General features: G+C 40.7%; 21 protein-coding genes and 1 tRNA gene. 10 read left to right on the forward strand and 12 right to left on the reverse strand.

Annotated features, from left to right (window positions below; translation table 11 throughout):
- Window positions 1-320: 320 nt before the first annotated feature.
- Together PL8927_RS12485 and PL8927_RS12490 are read left to right on the forward strand one after the other, a co-directional pair.
- Window positions 321-1,214: an aldose epimerase family protein gene (locus tag PL8927_RS12485; protein ID WP_083621842.1), complete on the forward strand. Its 894-nt coding sequence runs from the start codon at window positions 321-323 to the stop codon at window positions 1,212-1,214.
- Between the two features lie 69 nt (window positions 1,215-1,283).
- Window positions 1,284-1,355: transfer RNA gene (locus PL8927_RS12490), tRNA-Lys, on the forward strand.
- A gap of 9 nt (window positions 1,356-1,364) precedes the next feature.
- Here the strand turns inward: PL8927_RS12490 and PL8927_RS12495 are convergent.
- The 3 genes from PL8927_RS12495 to PL8927_RS12505 all read right to left on the reverse strand — a co-directional run bounded on the left by PL8927_RS12495 (window position 1,365) and on the right by PL8927_RS12505 (window position 3,495).
- Window positions 1,365-1,697 (reverse strand): DUF5615 family PIN-like protein, encoded by a 333-nt coding sequence (locus PL8927_RS12495; RefSeq protein WP_083621845.1) that lies wholly within the window; start codon window positions 1,695-1,697, stop codon window positions 1,365-1,367.
- Entirely contained in the window at window positions 1,694-1,924 is a 231-nt protein-coding gene (locus PL8927_RS12500; RefSeq protein ID WP_083621848.1) for a DUF433 domain-containing protein, read from the reverse strand. Before PL8927_RS12500 ends, PL8927_RS12495 begins: the two co-directional genes overlap by 4 nt.
- 341 nt (window positions 1,925-2,265) lie before the next feature.
- On the reverse strand, window positions 2,266-3,495 hold the full coding sequence (locus PL8927_RS12505) for an RNA-guided endonuclease InsQ/TnpB family protein (RefSeq protein WP_083621851.1): 1,230 nt from the start codon (window positions 3,493-3,495) through the stop codon (window positions 2,266-2,268).
- A gap of 210 nt (window positions 3,496-3,705) precedes the next feature.
- On the opposite strand from PL8927_RS12505, the gene PL8927_RS12510 reads away from it, so the two are divergent.
- From PL8927_RS12510 to fba, 3 genes are all read left to right on the forward strand, one after another.
- Window positions 3,706-3,966 (forward strand): hypothetical protein, encoded by a 261-nt coding sequence (locus PL8927_RS12510; protein ID WP_083621853.1) that lies wholly within the window; start codon window positions 3,706-3,708, stop codon window positions 3,964-3,966.
- Window positions 3,967-3,970: 4 nt separating this feature from the next.
- Window positions 3,971-4,417, forward strand: coding sequence for a type II toxin-antitoxin system VapC family toxin (locus tag PL8927_RS12515; protein WP_231505996.1), 447 nt, complete (start codon window positions 3,971-3,973; stop codon window positions 4,415-4,417).
- Between the two features lie 362 nt (window positions 4,418-4,779).
- The gene (fba, locus tag PL8927_RS12520; RefSeq protein ID WP_083621857.1) at window positions 4,780-5,859 is read left to right on the forward strand and encodes a class II fructose-bisphosphate aldolase; all 1,080 of its coding nucleotides are present in this window, start codon (window positions 4,780-4,782) and stop codon (window positions 5,857-5,859) included.
- 79 nt (window positions 5,860-5,938) lie between these two features.
- On the opposite strand, the gene PL8927_RS12525 is transcribed toward fba, so the two are convergent.
- Entirely contained in the window at window positions 5,939-7,630 is a 1,692-nt protein-coding gene (locus PL8927_RS12525; protein WP_083621859.1) for a sodium:solute symporter family protein, read from the reverse strand.
- Complete coding sequence (locus PL8927_RS12530) at window positions 7,630-7,884, reverse strand: DUF4212 domain-containing protein (protein ID WP_083621861.1); 255 nt, start codon at window positions 7,882-7,884, stop codon at window positions 7,630-7,632. Before PL8927_RS12530 ends, PL8927_RS12525 begins: the two co-directional genes overlap by 1 nt.
- Window positions 7,885-7,983: 99 nt before the next feature.
- Here PL8927_RS12530 and PL8927_RS12535 point away from each other — a divergent pair, with 99 nt between their 5' ends.
- On the forward strand, window positions 7,984-8,136 hold the full coding sequence (locus tag PL8927_RS12535; RefSeq protein ID WP_156093179.1) for a hypothetical protein: 153 nt from the start codon (window positions 7,984-7,986) through the stop codon (window positions 8,134-8,136).
- Window positions 8,137-8,337: 201 nt separating this feature from the next.
- Here the strand turns inward: PL8927_RS12535 and PL8927_RS12540 are convergent, their stop codons facing one another.
- Both PL8927_RS12540 and vapB read right to left on the reverse strand, forming a co-directional pair.
- Window positions 8,338-8,724, reverse strand: a complete 387-nt coding sequence (locus PL8927_RS12540; RefSeq protein ID WP_072722242.1) for a type II toxin-antitoxin system VapC family toxin — start codon at window positions 8,722-8,724, stop codon at window positions 8,338-8,340.
- Window positions 8,721-8,951, reverse strand: a complete 231-nt coding sequence (gene vapB, locus PL8927_RS12545) for a type II toxin-antitoxin system VapB family antitoxin (RefSeq protein ID WP_072722241.1) — start codon at window positions 8,949-8,951, stop codon at window positions 8,721-8,723. Before vapB ends, PL8927_RS12540 begins: the two co-directional genes overlap by 4 nt.
- A gap of 177 nt (window positions 8,952-9,128) precedes the next feature.
- Between vapB and gltS the strand changes: the two genes are divergently transcribed.
- From gltS to PL8927_RS12560, 3 genes are all read left to right on the forward strand, one after another.
- Window positions 9,129-10,337 carry a sodium/glutamate symporter gene (gene gltS / locus PL8927_RS12550; protein WP_083621864.1) on the forward strand — a complete coding sequence of 403 codons (1,209 nt, stop codon included), beginning with the start codon at window positions 9,129-9,131 and terminating at the stop codon, window positions 10,335-10,337.
- Between the two features lie 214 nt (window positions 10,338-10,551).
- Complete coding sequence (gene psbA, locus PL8927_RS12555) at window positions 10,552-11,634, forward strand: photosystem II q(b) protein (RefSeq protein ID WP_083621867.1); 1,083 nt, start codon at window positions 10,552-10,554, stop codon at window positions 11,632-11,634.
- Between the two features lie 232 nt (window positions 11,635-11,866).
- On the forward strand, window positions 11,867-12,562 hold the full coding sequence (locus PL8927_RS12560) for a Uma2 family endonuclease (protein WP_083621869.1): 696 nt from the start codon (window positions 11,867-11,869) through the stop codon (window positions 12,560-12,562).
- Between the two features lie 8 nt (window positions 12,563-12,570).
- Here PL8927_RS12560 and PL8927_RS12565 read toward each other — a convergent pair whose 3' ends face one another.
- The 3 genes from PL8927_RS12565 to PL8927_RS12575 all read right to left on the reverse strand — a co-directional run bounded on the left by PL8927_RS12565 (window position 12,571) and on the right by PL8927_RS12575 (window position 17,335).
- Window positions 12,571-14,106 (reverse strand): ATP-dependent DNA helicase, encoded by a 1,536-nt coding sequence (locus PL8927_RS12565; protein ID WP_083621871.1) that lies wholly within the window; start codon window positions 14,104-14,106, stop codon window positions 12,571-12,573.
- 49 nt (window positions 14,107-14,155) lie between these two features.
- Window positions 14,156-15,712: a pentapeptide repeat-containing protein gene (locus tag PL8927_RS12570; protein ID WP_083621873.1), complete on the reverse strand. Its 1,557-nt coding sequence runs from the start codon at window positions 15,710-15,712 to the stop codon at window positions 14,156-14,158.
- Window positions 15,713-15,784: 72 nt separating this feature from the next.
- On the reverse strand, window positions 15,785-17,335 hold the full coding sequence (locus PL8927_RS12575) for a pentapeptide repeat-containing protein (RefSeq protein ID WP_083621876.1): 1,551 nt from the start codon (window positions 17,333-17,335) through the stop codon (window positions 15,785-15,787).
- 268 nt (window positions 17,336-17,603) lie between these two features.
- Here PL8927_RS12575 and PL8927_RS12580 point away from each other — a divergent pair, with 268 nt between their 5' ends.
- On the forward strand, window positions 17,604-18,488 hold the full coding sequence (locus tag PL8927_RS12580) for a prephenate/arogenate dehydrogenase (RefSeq protein WP_083621878.1): 885 nt from the start codon (window positions 17,604-17,606) through the stop codon (window positions 18,486-18,488).
- Window positions 18,489-18,513: 25 nt separating this feature from the next.
- Here PL8927_RS12580 and PL8927_RS12585 read toward each other — a convergent pair whose 3' ends face one another.
- Together PL8927_RS12585 and PL8927_RS12590 are read right to left on the reverse strand one after the other, a co-directional pair.
- A complete protein-coding gene (locus tag PL8927_RS12585) occupies window positions 18,514-18,750 on the reverse strand; it encodes a hypothetical protein (RefSeq protein ID WP_083621881.1) in 237 nt (78 codons plus the stop codon).
- Window positions 18,751-18,768: 18 nt separating this feature from the next.
- Entirely contained in the window at window positions 18,769-19,992 is a 1,224-nt protein-coding gene (locus PL8927_RS12590) for a DNA double-strand break repair nuclease NurA (RefSeq protein ID WP_083621883.1), read from the reverse strand.

Genomic DNA, 19,992 nt, shown 5'->3' on the forward strand with positions numbered 1-19,992 from the left:
TGCTATTATTCGGTATGATAAAACTTAACAGAGAATCTAGCCAGATATAGCTACTTTGATCAGAATTGGTGGGTGAAACTCCCAGTGGTGGGACGTTGATCAGAATTGTGGGTTCAAGACAGAGATTAAAATGGGGCAATTAATCTCAAAAATGCCCCAAATCATTGAGTAAGTCTGGCTTAGGCTGAAGTTACGCCTGTGGACAAGAAGGAGCCGACTCCCTTGGTCGAAGCAGGAAGAAAACATCAATTTATCTGATCAATTTTGGATAACTTTGAGTAAGTTTTTTAGAGCAGTGTCAATCATTCTTAACTATCACTGTGTTTGCGATCGCACTAAAGCCTCACCAACAATACAAAACCTACGTCCTCTCTGACCGGACTACCCAGTCTAGCCTAGAAGTTGTACCCGAACGAGGAGGAATCATTACCCGTTGGCAAGTCGGGGGCCAGGACTTACTCTATTTAGACACTGAACGATTTGCCAACCCGGATTTAACGGTACGGGGAGGGATTCCGATTTTGTTCCCCATTTGTGGAAATTTACCGGATGATACCTACACCTATCAAGGTCAACGGTATACCCTGAAACAACATGGCTTTGCTCGGAATTTGCCCTGGACAGTGACGCAGCAGGAAACGGCGGTCGGTGCGTCAATTACGTTAGTCTTGAAAAGCAATGCTCAAACGCGATCGGTTTATCCGTTTGATTTTGAAGTGGAGTTTACCTACACCCTCAAGGGCAATTCTTTACAAATTTTCCAACGCTACACCAACCTTTGCGGGACAATAGATAGTTTACCTCCCCAAACAATGCCCTTTTCAACGGGGTTACATCCTTATTTTTTAGCTGTGAATAAGGATAAATTGGCTTTTGAAATTCCAGCGATGCAGTATCGAGATCAACGCACGGAAAAAACTCAGGTGTTTACGGGCAAATTTGATGCTTCTGAGGAGGAAATTGATGTGCTGTTTAGTCCCTTAACCGGGTTAGCGACAACAACCATTGATCACGCTCAGAGGTCAAAAATTATCCTCAGCTATAGTTCTGCCTATTCGAGTGTGGTGTATTGGACACTCAAGGGCAAAGATTACTATTGTTTGGAACCTTGGACAGCGCCCCGCAATGCGATGAATACGGGGAAATTATTGACCTATCTCAAGCCGGGAGCCAGTTGTGAGATGCTCGTTCACCTCAGCGCAACATTTTTTTGAAAACTACTTGTCAAGCCAAAAATGTTGTGCTACTATAATAAACTGTGCGTGAGAAAAGAAAACACACACGGGTCGCTAACTCAACGGTAGAGTACTCGGCTTTTAACCGATTAGTTCCGGGTTCGAATCCCGGGCGACCCATATCATTAATTAATGCAGTTCTAAGCAATGAAAATTAGGATTTTCTAAAAGCTCTTGTATTGCTTCTTGCCCAGAGCGGATCAAAGTTTCGACTTGACGGGTTGGTGCATTTCCACATCTTAACCAAACCACTTTCGGAGGAGAACCATACAGTCGGCTTCTTTCCGCAAAATCTGCATCCTGAGTTACAATGCAGAACTCATTCAATTTAGCAAAATCCCAAATTTCTGTATCTGTCTTCTCTGCTAGTTCAAAAAACTGCAAATGACTAGCATCAGGGAAAATATCAGCCAAGCGAGTCACTAATTTTCGGCTTAGGTTTTGATCAAAGAGTAGTTTCAAGTATTACTTACCAAAGCAACTAAACGATGATCCCGATCAGCGGCAAACTCTAAACAGGCTCTAATATCTGTTTCTGTTAGTTCTGGGAAATCGTCAATAATCTCAGCCACCGACATTCCAGCAGCTAACCATCCCAGAACATCATAAACCGTAATCCGCATCCGACGAATACAAGGCTTACCACCTCGCTTATCTGGTTCAAGGGTGATGAGATTGTGATAACTCATAGATCAAACTAAGCTACTTAATTAAACTAGACTAACACAGAAGGAAAACAGGAGTTTGGTAGCCTCGCCTCTTAGAGCGGGGAGTATCAAGATATCAAAGTTAATCGCAGAATTCTCAAAAGCCAACAGCGATACTTGACAAAATTAATATTATATGATATACAAAGTTCAAAACCGATACGAAGCCCACAATATCAATGGTTGTAAGCTTTTCTGGCCTTAACTTAGAGTGATTTTGAAGTTTCTTATCTGTGGCCATGAAATTGAAGCCCTGAAGGGCTTACTACAATTTTGAAGCCCTTCAGGGCTTACTACAATTTTGTGAATTGACACTCTCACCGTCAATCGCTTGGCGATGTGACGGGAGATTCTTCGTTCAACGAATTGACTTGCCCCAACAGGATTGCTCCAGTTAAAGTAGAGGTCAATTCTCCCAAAGCGTTAATCGGTTCTAAACCGAAAGTTCCGGTATGTCCTGCCGTACTTAATCCAATTCTTAAAATATTCCGAGCAGCGTTTTCATCCCTATCTAAACTACACCCACAACTACAAACATGGGTTCTTGTAGATAGGGATTTTTTTACGGTTTTTCCACAATTTGAACAGTTTTGGCTTGTATATTGGGGAGGAACGGCAACAGTAGCTTTCCCGTACTTTCTACCAAAATATTCTAACCAAACTCGGAATTGATACCATGCTGCATCATTAATTGACTTAGCTAGACAATGATTTTTAACTAAGTTCTTAATCCTTAAATCTTCGTAGGCTACCACGTCGTTAGAGTGGATGACGGAGTATGCAACACGCTTGCAGAACTCTTTTCGTTGCCGACTAATTTTCAGATGAGACTTAGCTAATCGCTGTCTGGCTTTTTTGCGGTTATTAGAGCCTTTCTGTTTTCGAGAAAGTTGTCTCTGCAACCGCTTAATTTTCTTTTCTCCCTTTCTCAAAAATTTAGGGTTATCTACTTTATTACCCTGATCATCGGTGTAGAAAGCAGATAAACCTACATCTAAACCGATGGTTTTGTTAGTCGGTTCAGATTTAATTTGAACATCAATTGAAATCAGAAATTGGCAATAGTATCCGTCTGCACGTTTAACTAATCTAACCCGTTTAATTTGTTCGGGTTGATAGAAATGCAGATCGTAGCTTCCCACTAACCGTAACCGCCCAATCCCTTTTTTATCCGTAAAGGTAATGGCTTTACGAGTTTCTAAATTTAATTGCCATCCCGTTGTTTTGTACTCAACCGAACGGCAATTAGACTTGAATTTAGGGAAGCCTTTTTTACCTGGAACTTTCCGTTTGCAATTGTCAGAGAATCGAGCGATAGCTGACCATGCTCTCTCTGCACTAGATTGTCTAGCTTGAGAGTTTAATTCGTTTGCGAATTTAAAGTCATGAGCTAATACACGACAATATTTGTTCAAATCGTACTTATTAACTCCTTTGTTGTCCATCCAATATCTTAAGCATTTATTCTGGACAAATTGAGCGGTACGAATTGCTTCATCTATCGCCTTGTGCTGTTGCAATGCGGCTCTAACTTTAAATTCTAAAACCAACATTTATACTACCTATCTCGACCTAAATTTAGGTTAGCACAAGTTTCCGATTTTGTGTCAACTATTTCTATGTCGTGCTACGCTGGGTATGTGGCTCGGTTTTTCATCCCACCGTTAAGCAAAGCTGTAACTATAGTACCTTCAAACCGAGATCCTAGATAAAATAATGATTAACTGGGTAATTGGGCTCAGTTAATTCTAAAATAGATAACTATGAATACAGTTCAATTACGCCAGAAAATTGAAAAGCAACTCAATCAACTTTCACCTGAAAGACTGGCTCTAGTCAGTGAGTTTCTGGACTCTATCGAGCCTGTAGAACCCATTGAGTCATCTTCATTGCGTAAACTATCCCCCATTAAAAGAGGCAAAATAGCTAAAGATTTACTAAAATTTGCCAAAACTTGGCAGGGTGATGACCTCGAAGATTGCCTGAATTTCGTACATGAAACTCGTTCTAAAACGCAGTTTTAAGCCCATGCCTTATCTACTGGATACGAACCACTGTAGCTATATTATTAATGGTAACTCTCAACTAATTGATGCCTTAAATGCTCATGGCAATGACATTATTGGGATTAGTATTATCACTTATGCTGAATTGCTGTACATGACGGATAAATCCCAGAGATCGGTGCAAAATCGGATAGCAGTTGAATCCTTTTTGAATCAGATTGACCTGTATTTGATAGATGAAGAAACTGCTATTATTTATAGTAGGATTAAAGCATCAGTGTTTAATCAATTTGCCCCAAAAGATAAAAATAAACGTCGCCACACCAGTATGAGTAACTTGGGATTTACCGACCATGATCTTTGGATTGTCGCCACAGCTATTCAACACGGACTAACTCTAGTTTCCACCGATAATGATTTTAAACGCATCAACCAAGTTGAGTCATTCTCTTGGGAATCCTGGGTTTGATCTGCCAGAAACCCGGTTTGTATTCAAACTCAGGGTAATTACTTGACAAAATCCAGATTTTGTGAATAACCAGCACGACCGGACAATATCAATGGTTGTAAGCTTTTCTGGGCTTAAGTTAGAGTGATTTTGAAGTTTCTTATCTGTGGCCATGAGATTGAAGCCCTGAAGGGCTTACTACAATTTTGAAGCCCTGAAGGGCTTACTACAATTTTGCAGCCCTGAAGGGCTTACTACAATTTTGTGTACCAAATTTGACAAATTTCTGATCTGATCCACCGCAAATGACCAAATTGTCTTAAGATTATTTTAATTAAGACGGTCTCGGAATAAATTTAGACAACGACTTAGGAGGAGATTTTATGGCGCTCGTACCCATGCGGCTTTTGCTGGATCATGCGGCTGAGAATGATTATGGACTTCCTGCATACAATGTGAATAACATGGAGCAGATCCAAGCCATTATGCAGGCGGCGGAAGAAACCAATAGCCCTGTGATTTTGCAAGCTTCTCGCGGCGCTCGTCAATATGCAGGCGAAAGCTTCCTGCGCCACCTAATTTTAGCGGCGGTGGAAACCTATCCCCACATCCCCATTGCCATGCACCAAGATCACGGCAACTCTCCCGCCACCTGCTATTCGGCGATGCGTCATGGCTTTACTAGCGTGATGATGGATGGTTCCCTTGAAGCCGATGGCAAAACCCCTGCCAGCTTTGAATATAACGTGGCTGTCACCTTAGAAGTGGTGAAAGTGGCTCACTCCATTGGCGTTAGTGTTGAAGGTGAACTGGGTTGTTTAGGTTCCCTGGAAACCATGCAAGGTGACAAAGAAGATGGTCACGGTGCAGAAGGAAAGTTAACAATGGAACAACTGTTAACTGACCCTGACCAAGCTGTTGAGTTCGTGGAACGTACCCAAGTAGACGCTTTAGCGATCGCTATTGGTACCAGTCACGGTGCTTATAAATTCACTCGGAAACCCACCGGAGAAATTCTGGCTATTAGCCGCATTGAAGAAATTCACCGTCGTTTACCGAATACTCATTTAGTGATGCACGGTTCTTCTTCTGTTCCTGAAGATCTGTTAGAAATCATCAACAAATACGGGGGTCAGATCCCTGAAACCTACGGGGTTCCTGTGGAAGAAATCCAAAAAGGAATTAAGAGCGGTGTCCGTAAAGTTAATATTGATACTGACAACCGTTTAGCCATTACCGCAGCCTTCCGTGAAGCGGCGTTCAAAGATCCTTCTAATTTCGATCCTCGTCACTTCCTGAAACCTTCTATTAAATATATGAAGAAAGTTTGTGCGGATCGTTATAATCAATTCGGTTCTGCGGGTAATGCAGATAAAATCAAAGTTCAAACTTTAGATGAATTTGCAGCTAAATATGCAAAAGGTGAATTGAGTGCTACGACTAAATCGGCTGTTGCTGTCTAATTTCAAGCCTCAATTTTAAAATTTAATGGTTTAAAAACCTGGTTTTCTCAACTGAGAAGCCAGGTTTTCTATTGAGTCCTTAATCTAAATGTTCTTCGTCAATTTCATCTAAAGCCGGGGGTTCATTGATAGGACTGCGTAACTCTTCAACTAAGGCTTGAATCTCTAAAGGTGGAGGTGCTGTGACGCGAGAAACACCGAAAGTTACTAAGAAATTTAAGATCATTCCAACGGTGCCAATTCCTTCAGGAGAAACGCCGAAAAACCAAGGGGTCATCCCATAGAATTTAACCCCTACAATATAAAATAAAGTAAAGCCTAAACCCACAATCATTCCGGTAATTGCGCCTTCTCGGTTCGTGCGTTTGTCGAAAATTCCTAATATAATGACGGGGAAAAAACTTGCCGCCGCTAACCCAAAGGCAAAGGCTACCACTTGCGCCACAAACCCTGGAGGATTTACCCCAAAATAACCTGCAATGGCTAATGCAAATCCAACCATGATTCGCCCCACCATCACCCGTAATGATTCCGATGCGCCAGGGTTAATAATTCGATAATAAACATCATGGGCTATAGAACTGGAAATGACTAAAAGCAAGCCGGATGCTGTTGATAAAGCTGCGGCTAATGCTCCGGCTGCGACTAAGGCAATCATCCAAGGGGCAAGTTTAGCGACTTCAGGGGTTGATAATACAATAATATCGTTATCAACTTTGATTTCACTGGTTTCTTTATCAGGGGTAAATTGAACTCTGCCATCGTTATTTTTATCTTCAAACGTGAGCAGTTTGGTTCTTTCCCACTTTTGTACCCAATCTAATTTTTGAACTTCAACAATGGGTTGATTATGCAATGTATTGATAAGATTATATCGGGCAAACATTGCTAAAGCGGGGGCTGTGGTATATAAAATGGCGATAAATAATAATGCCCAACCTGCGGAAAAGCGGGCGGATCTAACGTCAGGAACGGTGTAAAATCGGACAATAACATGGGGTAAACCTGCGGTTCCCACCATTAAGGCTAGAGTGGTAAATAACACATCTAGCATCGATTTATTAACGAAGGGTTGGGTATATTCCTGAAACCCTAAATCCACTAAAGTTTCATTCAGTTGTGAGCTAATATCACTAAAGGTAAAGGCTAACTGGGGAATGGGATTTCCGGTTAAGATCCAAGCAAGGGCAATCGCGGGAATTAAATAGGCAACAATTAACACAAAATATTGAGCTACTTGTGTCCAAGTAATGCCTTTCATTCCCCCTAAAATAGCAAAAAAACCGACAATAACCATGCCGATAATTACACCCGTTTCAATGGGAACTTGTAAAAATCGACTAAATACAATGCCGACGCCCCGCATTTGTCCTGCTACATAGGTCATCGACACAAAAATAGCAGCAATTACGGCAACAATTCGAGCGATATTTGAGTAATAGCGATCGCCAACAAAATCAGGAACTGTATATTTTCCAAACTTGCGTAAATAGGGAGCTAATAGTAAGGCTAAAAGAACATAACCTCCCGTCCATCCCATCAAATAAATTGAGCCATCATAGCCTAAAAAAGAAATCAATCCCGCCATTGACATAAAAGAGGCGGCAGACATCCAATCAGCAGCAGTTGCGGCACCATTTGCTAGAGACGGAACCCCATGTCCTGCTACATAAAATCCTTTACTATCTTTGACTCTAGCTTGCCAACCAATGTATAAATACAGGATAAAAGATAGAATGACAAAAACCGTTGTCCAAACTTCTACACTCATTAATCTTTCCTTTTATATTTTCGATCCAATTTATCCATTTGCACGGCGTAAACAAAAATCAACACAACAAAAACATAAATTGATCCCTGTTGTGCCATCCAAAATCCAAAGGGTACACCAAAAAAACGAATGGTATTTAAAGGCTGAACGAATAAAATACTCATGCCTAGCGAAACAACGGCCCAGACAATTAAAAGATTTCTAATTAAAGCCGTATTTTCTCGCCAATACGCTTGACGATTATTGGGATTCATAATGATTGAATTGATGAATTAGAATCCAAACTATAGATAAATTATAATTTTGTCAATTCCTGTTTATATTTCTTAATATATTTTATTTTAAATTAAAAATTGATCCAGAAGGTAAACCTATTAAGTTTTTATTGGAGGTTAATTCATAATATTGATGAACAATATATTGTTAGGTTAATTGGTCAAGTGATCACCGTTAGTTTAGAAACCGTTAAAATTGTAAATGATTTGCCCGATTTGGGATTATCCTAAGAGAAGAAGCCCTGAAGGGCTTACTACGATACTGCGTTCTTGGGAACAGTTGGCAGTTACCCAGTCCCAGAAATCGTTGGGTCTTTTGATCGCTTCGGATACTATCTTGATATGTTGTCTCACAATTGTTTGTAGATTGGACTTCCTAAGAATAGTAGACAGATGTTAAAGTAACGAAACCCAAGATTATTTTTATTGTTTTTAATCCCATAATCTCTGAATAGGATAAGCATCAAACTTGATATCTCTGCTAATTAAAATTAGGGATCTATTGATGGCTTGAGCGATTAACATTCGATCAAAAGGATCTCGATGATGTAAGGGTAGATTACAAATTTGTAACGTATCAATAAACATAATAGGGAGCAAAAGAATATCTGAATTTTCAAGCTTATCTTCAATGGTTTTATAACTTTGTTGTAATGACAATTTACCCAAATTTAACTTAATCGCAATTTCCCAAAGACTGGCAATACTCAGATAAACATGATCCGCTATATCAATCATCTCTCTTAGGCTATCAGGTAAATTAGGATCATTTTCCGATAACCAAATAAAAGTATGAGTATCTAACAGAAAAGAATTCATTCCATATATTCCTTAAAATCTTCTAAAGGTTCATCAAAATCATCAGATAGAGGTAAAACAAAAGTCCCTTGTAATATTCCTGAGCGACGTTTTTTAACAGGGGGCTGCTCTGAGGGAGTCTTTTGGGAGTAGTTTTCCATAAGATAGTTAGCATAATGTAGAAGCTCTTGTTTTAGAGATTCTGGCATTATCCCAACCATTTGTAGGATTTCCGTATCAATATTCATAATAGCTGTTGTGATTTATTCCCATCGTTTTTTAGACTGACCAACTAGACTAGACAAAAATTTATATATCCCCCTATTATAACTTATAGCGGAAGCCCTGAAGGGCTGACTACGACACCGAACTTAACGTATAATCAAAAACTTAAGTGCAATGCTCAGGGATTAAGATTTTACACCATGAATATCCTGCAACTCAATGTACGCGAAACGGTGATTGTGGCGATTTTAGTTCTGTATCTGGGGAAATATTTAACCGAAAAGATTAAATTTCTTAGAGATTTTAATATCCCCGATGCGGTTTCGGGAGGTGTCCTCGCCTCCTTATTTTTTGGTCTTTGTTTTGCGGTTTTCCAGCATCAAATAGAATTCGATCTCAATGTCCGTGATGGTTTATTGATTGTTTTTTTTACCACTATTGGGCTTTCTGCCAAACTGAAAACCTTGGTGAAAGGGGGAAAACCGCTATTAATTTTGTTAGTAATGGCGGTCAGTTATCTGATTGTCCAAAATCTAACGGGAGTTGCGATCGCAGCCCTAACAGGATTAAAATTGCCCATCGGTTTGCTGGCGGGGTCGATTTCTCTGAGTGGAGGACATGGGACGGTGATCGCCTGGTCTCCTATTTTTAAGGATACCTATGGAATTGCCAATGCTTCCGAAATTGGGATTGCGAGTGCTACCTTTGGTTTAGTGTTTGGGGGAATTGTCGGGGGGCCGATCGCCAAATTTTTAATTAACAAAAACCGACTCCAAGCAAATCACCCCGATCAAGACCTGAGTATCGGTATTAAGGACGACCAGAAGAATGTCAATATTGACTACAAGACCATGCTGAATTCGGTGTTAGTGATTGGTCTGGCTGTTGGTTTGGGACTGGAAATCAATGCGATCGCTACCGCCATCGGTTTAAAATTGCCTGTGTTTGTGGGTTGTTTATTAGCGGGAATTATTCTAACCAATACCGTCCCTTTGCTATTCAAACGCTTTGCTTGGCCGTCTGATACGCCGTCTCTGGCTTTAATTTCTGATGTCAGTTTGGGTTTATTTTTAGCGATGTCCTTAATGAGTTTACAGTTGTGGACATTGGTGGACTTGGCTGGGCCGATCGCTTTATTATTATTGGTACAGTTATTGATGATTACGGTTTATACCATTTTTGTCGTGTTTCCGGTCATGGGCAAAAACTATGATGCGGCGGTGATTTCGGCAGGATATTCGGGACTCGCATTAGGGGCGACTCCAACAGCAATGGCTAATATGACGGCTGTAACTGAACATTTTGGAGCTTCACCCCAAGCTTTTATTATTGTTCCTCTAGTGGGGGCCTTTTTTATCGATATTGCCAATGCCCTCGTGATCCAGAATTTTCTCAATTTCTTATCGTAGTCAGCCCTTCAGGGCTTAAATCTTAATTGACCGACCGCTTGCACCGACCCCAAACAAGCAGAATTTGAAATATAACTTTTTCTGATCACATAGATTTAGAAAAAATTTCTTAAAACCACTTTACAAAACTCAACTATCTGTGTCATATTACTAATCAAGGTAGAGAAAACACTATCGAAGTACCTCGACAAATACATAGCAATATATACCTAACATGACAACCACGATTCAACAGCGCGAGAGCGCCTCGGTCTGGGAACGGTTCTGTAACTGGGTGACATCCACCAACAACCGGATTTATATCGGTTGGTTCGGTGTACTGATGATCCCCACACTGTTAACCGCCACCATCTGCTACATCATCGCCTTTGTCGCCGCTCCTCCAGTGGACATCGATGGTATTCGTGAACCCGTTGCGGGCTCACTGTTATACGGAAACAACATCATCTCTGGTGCAGTTGTTCCTTCCTCTAACGCCATCGGCTTACACTTCTACCCGATTTGGGAAGCAGCTTCTCTGGATGAGTGGCTGTACAACGGAGGCCCTTACCAGTTAGTGGTATTCCACTTCCTGATCGGCATCTTGTGCTACATGGGTCGGGAATGGGAATTATCCTACCGTTTAGGGATGCGTCCTTGGATCTGCGTTGCCTACTCTGCACCTGTTGCAGCAGCCGCCGCCGTATTCTTGATTTATCCCATCGGTCAAGGTTCATTCTCTGACGGAATGCCTTTAGGTATCTCTGGAACCTTCAACTTCATGTTAGTGTTCCAAGCTGAACACAACATCCTGATGCACCCCTTCCATATGTTAGGCGTTGCCGGGGTGTTCGGAGGAAGCTTATTCTCCGCGATGCACGGTTCTTTAGTCACCTCTTCTCTGGTGCGTGAAACCACCGAAACCGAATCTCAAAACTACGGTTACAAATTCGGTCAAGAAGAAGAAACCTACAACATTGTTGCAGCCCACGGTTACTTTGGTCGTTTAATCTTCCAATACGCCAGCTTCAACAACAGTCGCAGCTTACACTTCTTATTAGGTGCATGGCCCGTTGTCGGGATTTGGTTCACTGCTTTAGGTGTGTCCACAATGGCGTTCAACCTGAACGGTTTCAACTTCAACCAGTCAATCATCGACTCTACCGGTCGCGTGATCAATACTTGGGCTGATGTGTTAAACCGCGCTAACCTGGGTATGGAAGTAATGCACGAGCGCAACGCTCACAACTTCCCCTTAGACTTAGCTTCTGGTGAATCTGCTCCTGTGGCTTTGATTGCTCCTCAAATCAATGGTTAATTTTTAACCTAAATAATACAAAAAACGCTCTCCGAAAGGGGGGCGTTTTTTGTTGATAATCCAGGGACAATCCTATTCATGTTAAAGTTAAAATATAGCAATACGCATTACAGTTAGGACATTTTTTAATCCTGAAAGCCTTTCACTTCTAACTGTTCCCTGTTCCCTGTCCCCTGTTCCCTGTTCCCTGTTCCCTGTTCAATATAGCAGTCTTGAACTCAACATCAAGCTTATGCTCCAACAACTGCAACCCCAAAATCAAACCCCCATTGTTTATCCCGATAGTGATGGACAACCCATGTCTGACAATACGCTGCAATTTCAATGGATTGTAACAATTAAGGAAAATTTAGAACTGTTATTTGCTGACAATTCTAATGTGTTTGTAGCGGGAGATTTACTCTGGTATCCCGTTGAAGGCAATAATACGATTCGTCGCGCCCCGGATACAATGGTAGTGTTTGGAAGACCCAAAGGTTATCGGGGTTCTTATAAACAATGGCAAGAAGATAATATCCCGCCCCAGGTGGTATTTGAGATTCTTTCCCCTGGCAATAGAATTAAAGAAATGGCAGCCAAACTGCAATTTTATCAACAATATGGTGTGGAGGAATATTATCTCTATGATCCTGAAAAAGTTGATTTTGCCGGATGGCAAAAAATCGATGGACAATTAACTATTATTGATGAAATTCAAGGTTGGGTCAGTCCCCGTTTAGGAGTTCGGTTTGAAATGGCACAGGAATTACAAATTTTTACCCCCACAGGAGAACGGTTTTTAACGTTTGTAGAATTGGGGCAAATTAAGCAAAAAATGGAACAAGAATTACAGCAAGAACGAAGACGGGCAGAACAAGCAGAAGCTCGGTTAAAAGAGTTAGAAGAACGATTGAAAAGTTTAGGAGTTGATCCGAATCTCTCAGAATAGAGGAATAACTATTGCCCTAACCACAACGTATCCAAATAATTAATCCGGGCGGAGGGACTCAAGGCGGTTAATACTTGTTCTCCATAACTGCGATGCAACACTCGACTATCAAATAACGCCACAACCCCTTGACTATCGCGGACAGTGGCAACGGCTCTTTGCAACTCACTTAAAGCTGTGGGTAACAAATAAAACCGAAACCAATCCAGATGTCGTTGTTTATAATAGGCGACTTGTCCAGCAACTAAGGGATCTTCTAAAGAGGGAATCGGTAAAGTAGCGATCGCCAATAAATAAGGTGAGGGTAAATCCCCTTGATGCTGTCGCCAAAACTCCCAACCCGTAACTAAAACCCCATTTTCGGGCAAATTCGTTGTTTCTACCTGTACCCGTGAACCGAATTCTGCCGCCATAGCCGTACTCACCTGAGCTTTTAACGGCACATCTCCGATTAATAAAACACTTAACCTTTGTACCGACAAACTCATACATAAAATCGTATAAATCTCTTTAATCAAAGATACTTGAAACTGAGGCGTATTCGGTAAAGGTAAACCCGATGGGATATAAAGTTGAATCAGTTGGCTTTGCCGATCTGGAGTAAATTTTACACCCGTCATTTCTCCTAATCCTAGGGACTGACGGAAAATCGGGGCCGTTTTGTCTAAATCCAACGCTCCCCCAATCAACACCACAGGCTGTTGCGGCCAAATGGGACTTAACTCTGATGCTACATCCACTGGCCCACAAAACAGGGAAAAAGTTCCTAATATCCGATCCACAACGGCCCATTTTAATTGATCTGTGAGTTGCCAGCGTTGCCAAAACCTCTGCCATTGCGCCAACATTAGATCAGAATTGAGTTTAAGAACAGAATACAGTTGCTCGATAATCTCCTGTTCAGGACTGTCCAACACATAACATTGATAGGGGTTGGGGGGATGTTGGAATAATACCCGTGTTAGCTGTACTCGTGCATCTCGAATGGTTTCTGCTTGTTCAGGTTGATATTGCATCAGATGATTCCAGTCCTGGGGATGCAAACTCACCGTTAGGGTTTGGCGTGTCCACCCTTCTAAATCATCGGCCCCATCAATCAGGGTGAGAACCTGTTGCGGAAAGGCCTTTTTGCCCCTTAAACGGGCGGATAACCAGGCTGGGGGCGTTGTGAGCAATACCCCTTGAAAGTTGTCATCGGGCCAGCGATCGCCTCGTGCGATAGGTTTATCAGCGATTAAATCGGGATGGTTTAAGGTTTCTGGGTTAATCCATTCTGAAAAATTCAGCCCTTGTAGCTCGTCTAAAATCCCATCCGGTGCAACCACTATCGCCGGTTGATGCCAAACTAACAACGGTATCCAATAACTAAATCGATAGGGATGATCAGAATGGCTAGGGGGAATTCCCGTTTGAATTAAGGCATTGCGTCCCAATCGCAAGGCTCTGGCCACCAAACGAGCCATCGTTAGATGATGGGGCCAAGGAGTTTCGCCTTGCGACTTCAGAAAGTTTCGCAATAAGTTATGGACTTCAACTTCAATCAAACCTGTTCAAAAATGCCTATTGAATTTCTACGTCTACCATCATCGCGCATTAACTCAGATAATCAAAGCTTTCGATAAAATCAATCACCTGTTTGAAATCGGGAAGGGTAGAGTGACGGGAATTCAGGGTTAAATCCGCATCGGTTTGACGGGTCGATAATTCATCAAAGCGTTTGCCAAAATTAGCATGACTGTGAACAATTAAACTATGTTGACTACTATTTTTTAACAGGGTTTGGGTTGCAGACTTAAAAAAAGCAGACCGAGACTTACCCTGATTTTCTCGGACTAAGGTTTTAAAATCATTGGCTTTAATAATCACCTGATTCATTGCCGTTAAAATTTGAACTTTACGATTTTTTCCTAAATTGTCTTCTTTGATTCTTTTCATTAAGGTAATAATATTTTTTTGAGTGGCGGAGGAATCATCAAAGGGAAAAATCGTCATACAAGCCAAGGGAAATAAATGTTCTTCTCTTTCTACGGAAAAGGTTAAAGTAGTACGTCGATAATCCACATCTACACTAGGAGGACGATTCATCACGGGATAGACTTGGGATAATTTATGATAAATTTTCATTAGAATTAAATTAGATTCAAAATCTAAAGGCGCATCAATGAAAATTTGAACAGTGGGAAGACTTTGATGAAAAAACTTTCTCAGCGTTTCGGGATTAAATTGGATAACATGACTATGATCTCCATTCGGACTTAAATCCATCCACTCACATTTAAGATCTTCTGCTTTTAAACTAAATCGATGCACATTATAAAGTTTAGCTCCGGTTAAGGTAGCCCCCGATAAATCAGCCCCTACCCAGTCAGATTGAATTAAATTCGCTTGGGTTAAATCCGCATGAACAAAACTGGCTTTAACTAAATTCGTATTACTTAAATTTGACCCACTTAAATTAGCCCCACTTAAGTTAGCTTCACTTAAATTGGCGCCTGCTAAGTTGGCGCCTCGTAAATCGGCCCAGCGTAAATTCGCCCCGCTTAAATCCGCCCCACTTAAATTAACATGGGTGAGGTTAACTTGTCGCATTTCTGCATAACTAAAATCGGCTTTGGGTAAGTCGGCTTTGGTTAAATTAGCTCCTCTTAAATCTGCTCTCCTAAAGCAAGTTCCGACCCCAAAAATGGCGCGTAAATTCGCCCCGCTTAAATTAGCATAGGTAAAATCGGCTTGTTCAACTTTAGCTTCTCTTAAATCGGCCCCGTTTAAGTTAGCTTGAATTAATTTGGCTTGACTGAGTAAGGCTTGAATTAATTCTCCTCGAATTAATAGACTTTCAATTAGAGAGGCTTCTGTTAAATCGGCGCGAACTAAATTACTAACATTTAAGGTGGCTCGGTCTAAAATAGCTTTACTCAAATTGGCATTACTGAGTCGAGCTACATTAAGATTCGCTCCTGTGAGGTTACAACCACTTAAATTAGCGGCGGTTAAATTAGCAACCATAAAAGAAGCTTGACTTAAATTCGCTTGACTAAGTTTAATTCGGCTTAAATTTGCTTCATTGAGATTAATTCCGACAAAATTTCGCTCTCCTTCCTGATATTGTTTAACAATTTGATAGACTCTGACTAATTCACTTTCGATCATAATAACGATCCTCTGACCCTGATTAAATGAACAGTTATTCTGAATAGGGACTCAAACACGGATAAAAGGCTACTAAAATCCTTTAATAAAGTTTAAAAGGGTTTCTATATCAAGGGGTTTGGGGTTTAAATAGGGATTGTTCAGAGATTCTGAACTTTCCGAGGAGTCAGGAGAACTTGCTAAACTTCTACCAAAATAAGCATGGCTATGCAGAATTAAATTTTGATGGCTAGAACTTTTGAGAAGGGTGCGTGTGGGATAGAGAAAGAAAGGCGTTGAGGTTTCAATTTCTTCATGCAAAGACTGGGGTAGTCTTATATCGCTTAAAAAGCGAATCTGTTGAGCCATTTCAACCCCTAATTGTACAATCCGATTGGATAACTGGACTGGAAATTGACTACAGGTTTCTGGAGTTAACTGTTTAATTGCCATTTCAATGGCATTTTTGGTGGCATTAACATCCCGAAAGGGTAAAATGGCGATATAAGCCACGCTCAACAGTTGTTCATTCGATTCAATTTTGAATGAAATAACGGTTCGTCTGGAGTTAACTTCAAGGGTGGGAGGCTGGTTGAATAACGAGGATTGTTGTTGAATATAATGATAAATTTTAGCGAGAATCGTGTGAGCTTCAAATCCCAATCGGCTATCAACGCTAATTTCAACGGTTGGAAAGGTCGCATTAAAAAATTTATTTGCTTCTTTAGAGCTAAAGGTTTGAATCTGATTACTATCTCCAAGGGGACTTAAATCAATCCAATCACAGGTAATTTCCTCGGCTTTTAAGTCAAACCGGGATACCCCAAAAAGTTTAGATCCGGTTAAGGAAGAACCTGTTAAATCGGCTCCGGTACAGTCAGCATTGATTAAATTAGCTTGGGTTAAATCCGCATGAATTAAAACGGCATTCATCAGGTTTGCGCCACTTAAATTGGCTCCACACAAACTCGCTCCACTTAATCGAGCTTGCTCTAAATTAGCGCCACTTAAATTAGCTCCATTCAAATCAGCCCAACGGAGATTTGCACCTCGAAGATCAGCCCCACTGAGATTAGCTTTAGACAGGTTAATTTGTCTCAATTCACTATTCGTTAAATTAACCCCTCTTAAATCTGCTTTTGTAAGACAAGCTCGATGTAAACTAGCGCGTTCTAAATTACATCCAATTAATACGGCATCGGTTAAATTTGCCCCATTCAAATTGACTTGTTCAAGGTTAGCTTGTCGCAGGTTGGCTTCTCTTAAATCGGCTTCACTGAGATTAGCCCCCATCAGTAAAGCCTGACTGAGATCGGAACGCATCAGTTCAGCCCGAATTAGAGAGGCATTGATTAAAGATGCTTCTCTAAGATCGGCACGGATAAGATTGGCAACATTGAGAATGGCATCATCAAGGCACGCACCCGTTAAATTCGCACCACTGAGGCGAGCAACATTTAGTTTAGCGTGACTGAAATTGACTTCCGAGAGATTTGCACCACTGAGATTCGTAATACTCAAAATGGCTTGGCTCAGGTTAGCTTGACTGAGATTGGCTCGACTGAGATTAGCTTCACAAAGCAGAATAGCCGTAAAGTCTCTTGTGCCTGATTTATATTTGAGCAGAAGTTCATCGGCATCCATGCCTTCCAACTCTCCAGTTTAGTTAGGTGGGTTATAGGAAATTATAACAAAATAGGGTAGAATCTATCTACCCATAAAAGGGGAAAAGTTGTTCTAAAAATATCAGTTAAAATCTTAAACAATTGGGTTTAAATCTAATTTAATGGGAAACAGTTTAATTATCAATTAAAGAACTTTAACTCAACTTAACAATGGGTTTGAAAAGTAGAGCCTTAAGTGATAGGTTTAAGAAGGTTTTACTTTAACAATTTTAATGGAGTCGTTATTGATGAATATTGGCATTGTCGGACTGGGTTTAATGGGGGGATCACTGGGTTTAGATTTATACACCCATCGACAACAAACCCAAGACAGTAATTCTCCTGCTTTTCAACCCCAATCCTATCGCATTCTCGGTATTAGTCGTCAACAACAAACCTGTGAGGTGGCTGTTGAACGAGGGGTTGTAGATGAAGCCAGCGTCGATTTATCCTTAATGAATCAAGCTGACATTATTTTTATTTGTACACCCATTGCGGCCATCGCTCCCACGGTTGCAGAATTAATTCCCTATTTGCAACCCCATACTATTTTAACGGATGTTGGTTCTGTCAAAAAACCGATTGTAGATAGTTGCTCGGCGTTATGGCCCAATTTTGTTGGGGGACATCCAATGGCCGGGAATACGCAAACCGGAATTGATGCGGCTCAACATCATCTATTTGTTGACAAACCCTATGTAATTACACCTACTGCTAACACGTCGCTCGAATCTATTAAAATTGTAGAATCAATTGTAGATTTATTGCAAGCTAAAATTTATCATTGTCAACCCGAAGAACATGATCGGGCTGTGGCCTGGATTTCCCATTTACCTGTGATCATTAGTGGTAGTTTAATTGCCGCTTTAAAACAGGAAGATAACCCGGATGTTGCCCTATTAGCTCATTATTTTGCCAGTTCAGGATTTCGAGATACCAGCCGCGTTGGTGGGGGGAATCCCGAACTGGGATTAATGATGGCAAAATATAATCGGGAAGCTTTATTGCGCTCCATAAAATCCTATCGCCAAACCTTAGATAAAATTACCACTTATATTGAACAGGAAGACTGGGAAACCTTAGATAAACAGTTAAATCAAAATCATTCTGATCGTCTAAAATTCCATTTCTAACCCGTAGTAAGCCCTTCAGGGCTTTCTAATTTCCTCCTGAAGAACGAGAGTTTAAAATTAAATTCCATAACGTTTGCGGTAACTGGATCAAATGGTCTAATAACTCCTGGGGCCCAATTCCAAACACAAGCTGTAATATTAATACAATAGCTGCGATCGCAACGGCCGTACTAATACTCGCTTTTAACACCTGAACCGCCCAAGTAAAAACCAACCAAGCAACCAACAATGATGCTAATAAAATAATTAATTCAAGGGGCATAATTCCTAATTCCTAATTTTATGCAATACTTCCCCGTTTCCTCGCTTCCTTATAAGAAATTCCCACATTTCTTAATCCGGCTTTAATCATTTCTTGTTCTAACATCGTAAAAAATCGAGTGCGATCGCCTCCTTTAACAACAGCTTGATTATGCGCTTCTGCTAATACCACCGGATACCCATATCCCTTTTGCACTTGAGCAATTACCATTCCTAATGCTAACTCTAACTGTTCAGAATCTTCCACCACCCAAGCCGGAACTTCTAAACGGGCAATTTCCATACCCATATTGACATAACAAAAATAGATTTGATGACGCTGATCATATAAATCCAAAATTGACGAATTAGACCGCCAAAACGGACTGCGTTGACCGGGTTTTAATTGAGTTTCCCATAATACCGTATCCCGTAAGGGATCACACACTTGACAGGAGGCTTTTTTCTCCGTTCCCGTTGAACTTATTCCACCCGTACCCGGACAATATTTTAAACAATTGGGTTGATCAAAAGTACAAGCTTGTAAGCGTAAAAAAGATAAACTTTCACTACTTCGAGATGCACTTACATAACCAATTAAGGGAATTTTTGCTAACCGTAGCTGTTCCCAAGATTGTAAAATTGGTTGTAAAATTAAATCTCGTGCTTCTGAGGGTAATTGTTCTAAAAACCAATAGACTAATGAACCATCAACCAAGGCTAAAGTCGGAACAGTTAAAGCTTGATTGGGAGAAATTTCTAATAATTGAGTTCCCGATTCTGCTAAAATAATTGCTTCAGAAACAGCCCGACGATAGCCCATCCATTCTTCCGTTTTAATTCCCCATTGACGGGATAAATATAAATCTTCAGGACGATAATAAATCTCAGGAACACTATCTAAAACTGGGTGACGACTTTGACCGTAATGTAAAATCACTCGCCCCACATTAATTAAATAACAATAGGCAATTTCATGGGCACTGGGCGCAATTTGAGAACCATCGGTTGCAAATACCGTATGAGCTAAAGGAGGTTCAATAATATAGGGATAATGATTTAAAGGTTCTAACGGAGTCGCAGGCTTAAAGATCATCCTCTGTTTAAATTCTTCATATTTTTGCCTTAAATTCTCAGAGTTTAATTTTGCTTCCTCCATCAAATTTAAAGCAATTTCAATCCGTTTTCGAGACGCTTCCGCTTCTCGATTAATATGTTGACTCATCCCTTGCATTTGTTGGGATAATTTTGTTAGATCTAACAT

It is taken from the genome of Planktothrix serta PCC 8927 (assembly GCF_900010725.2).
Lineage (GTDB): Bacteria > Cyanobacteriota > Cyanobacteriia > Cyanobacteriales > Microcoleaceae > Planktothrix > Planktothrix serta.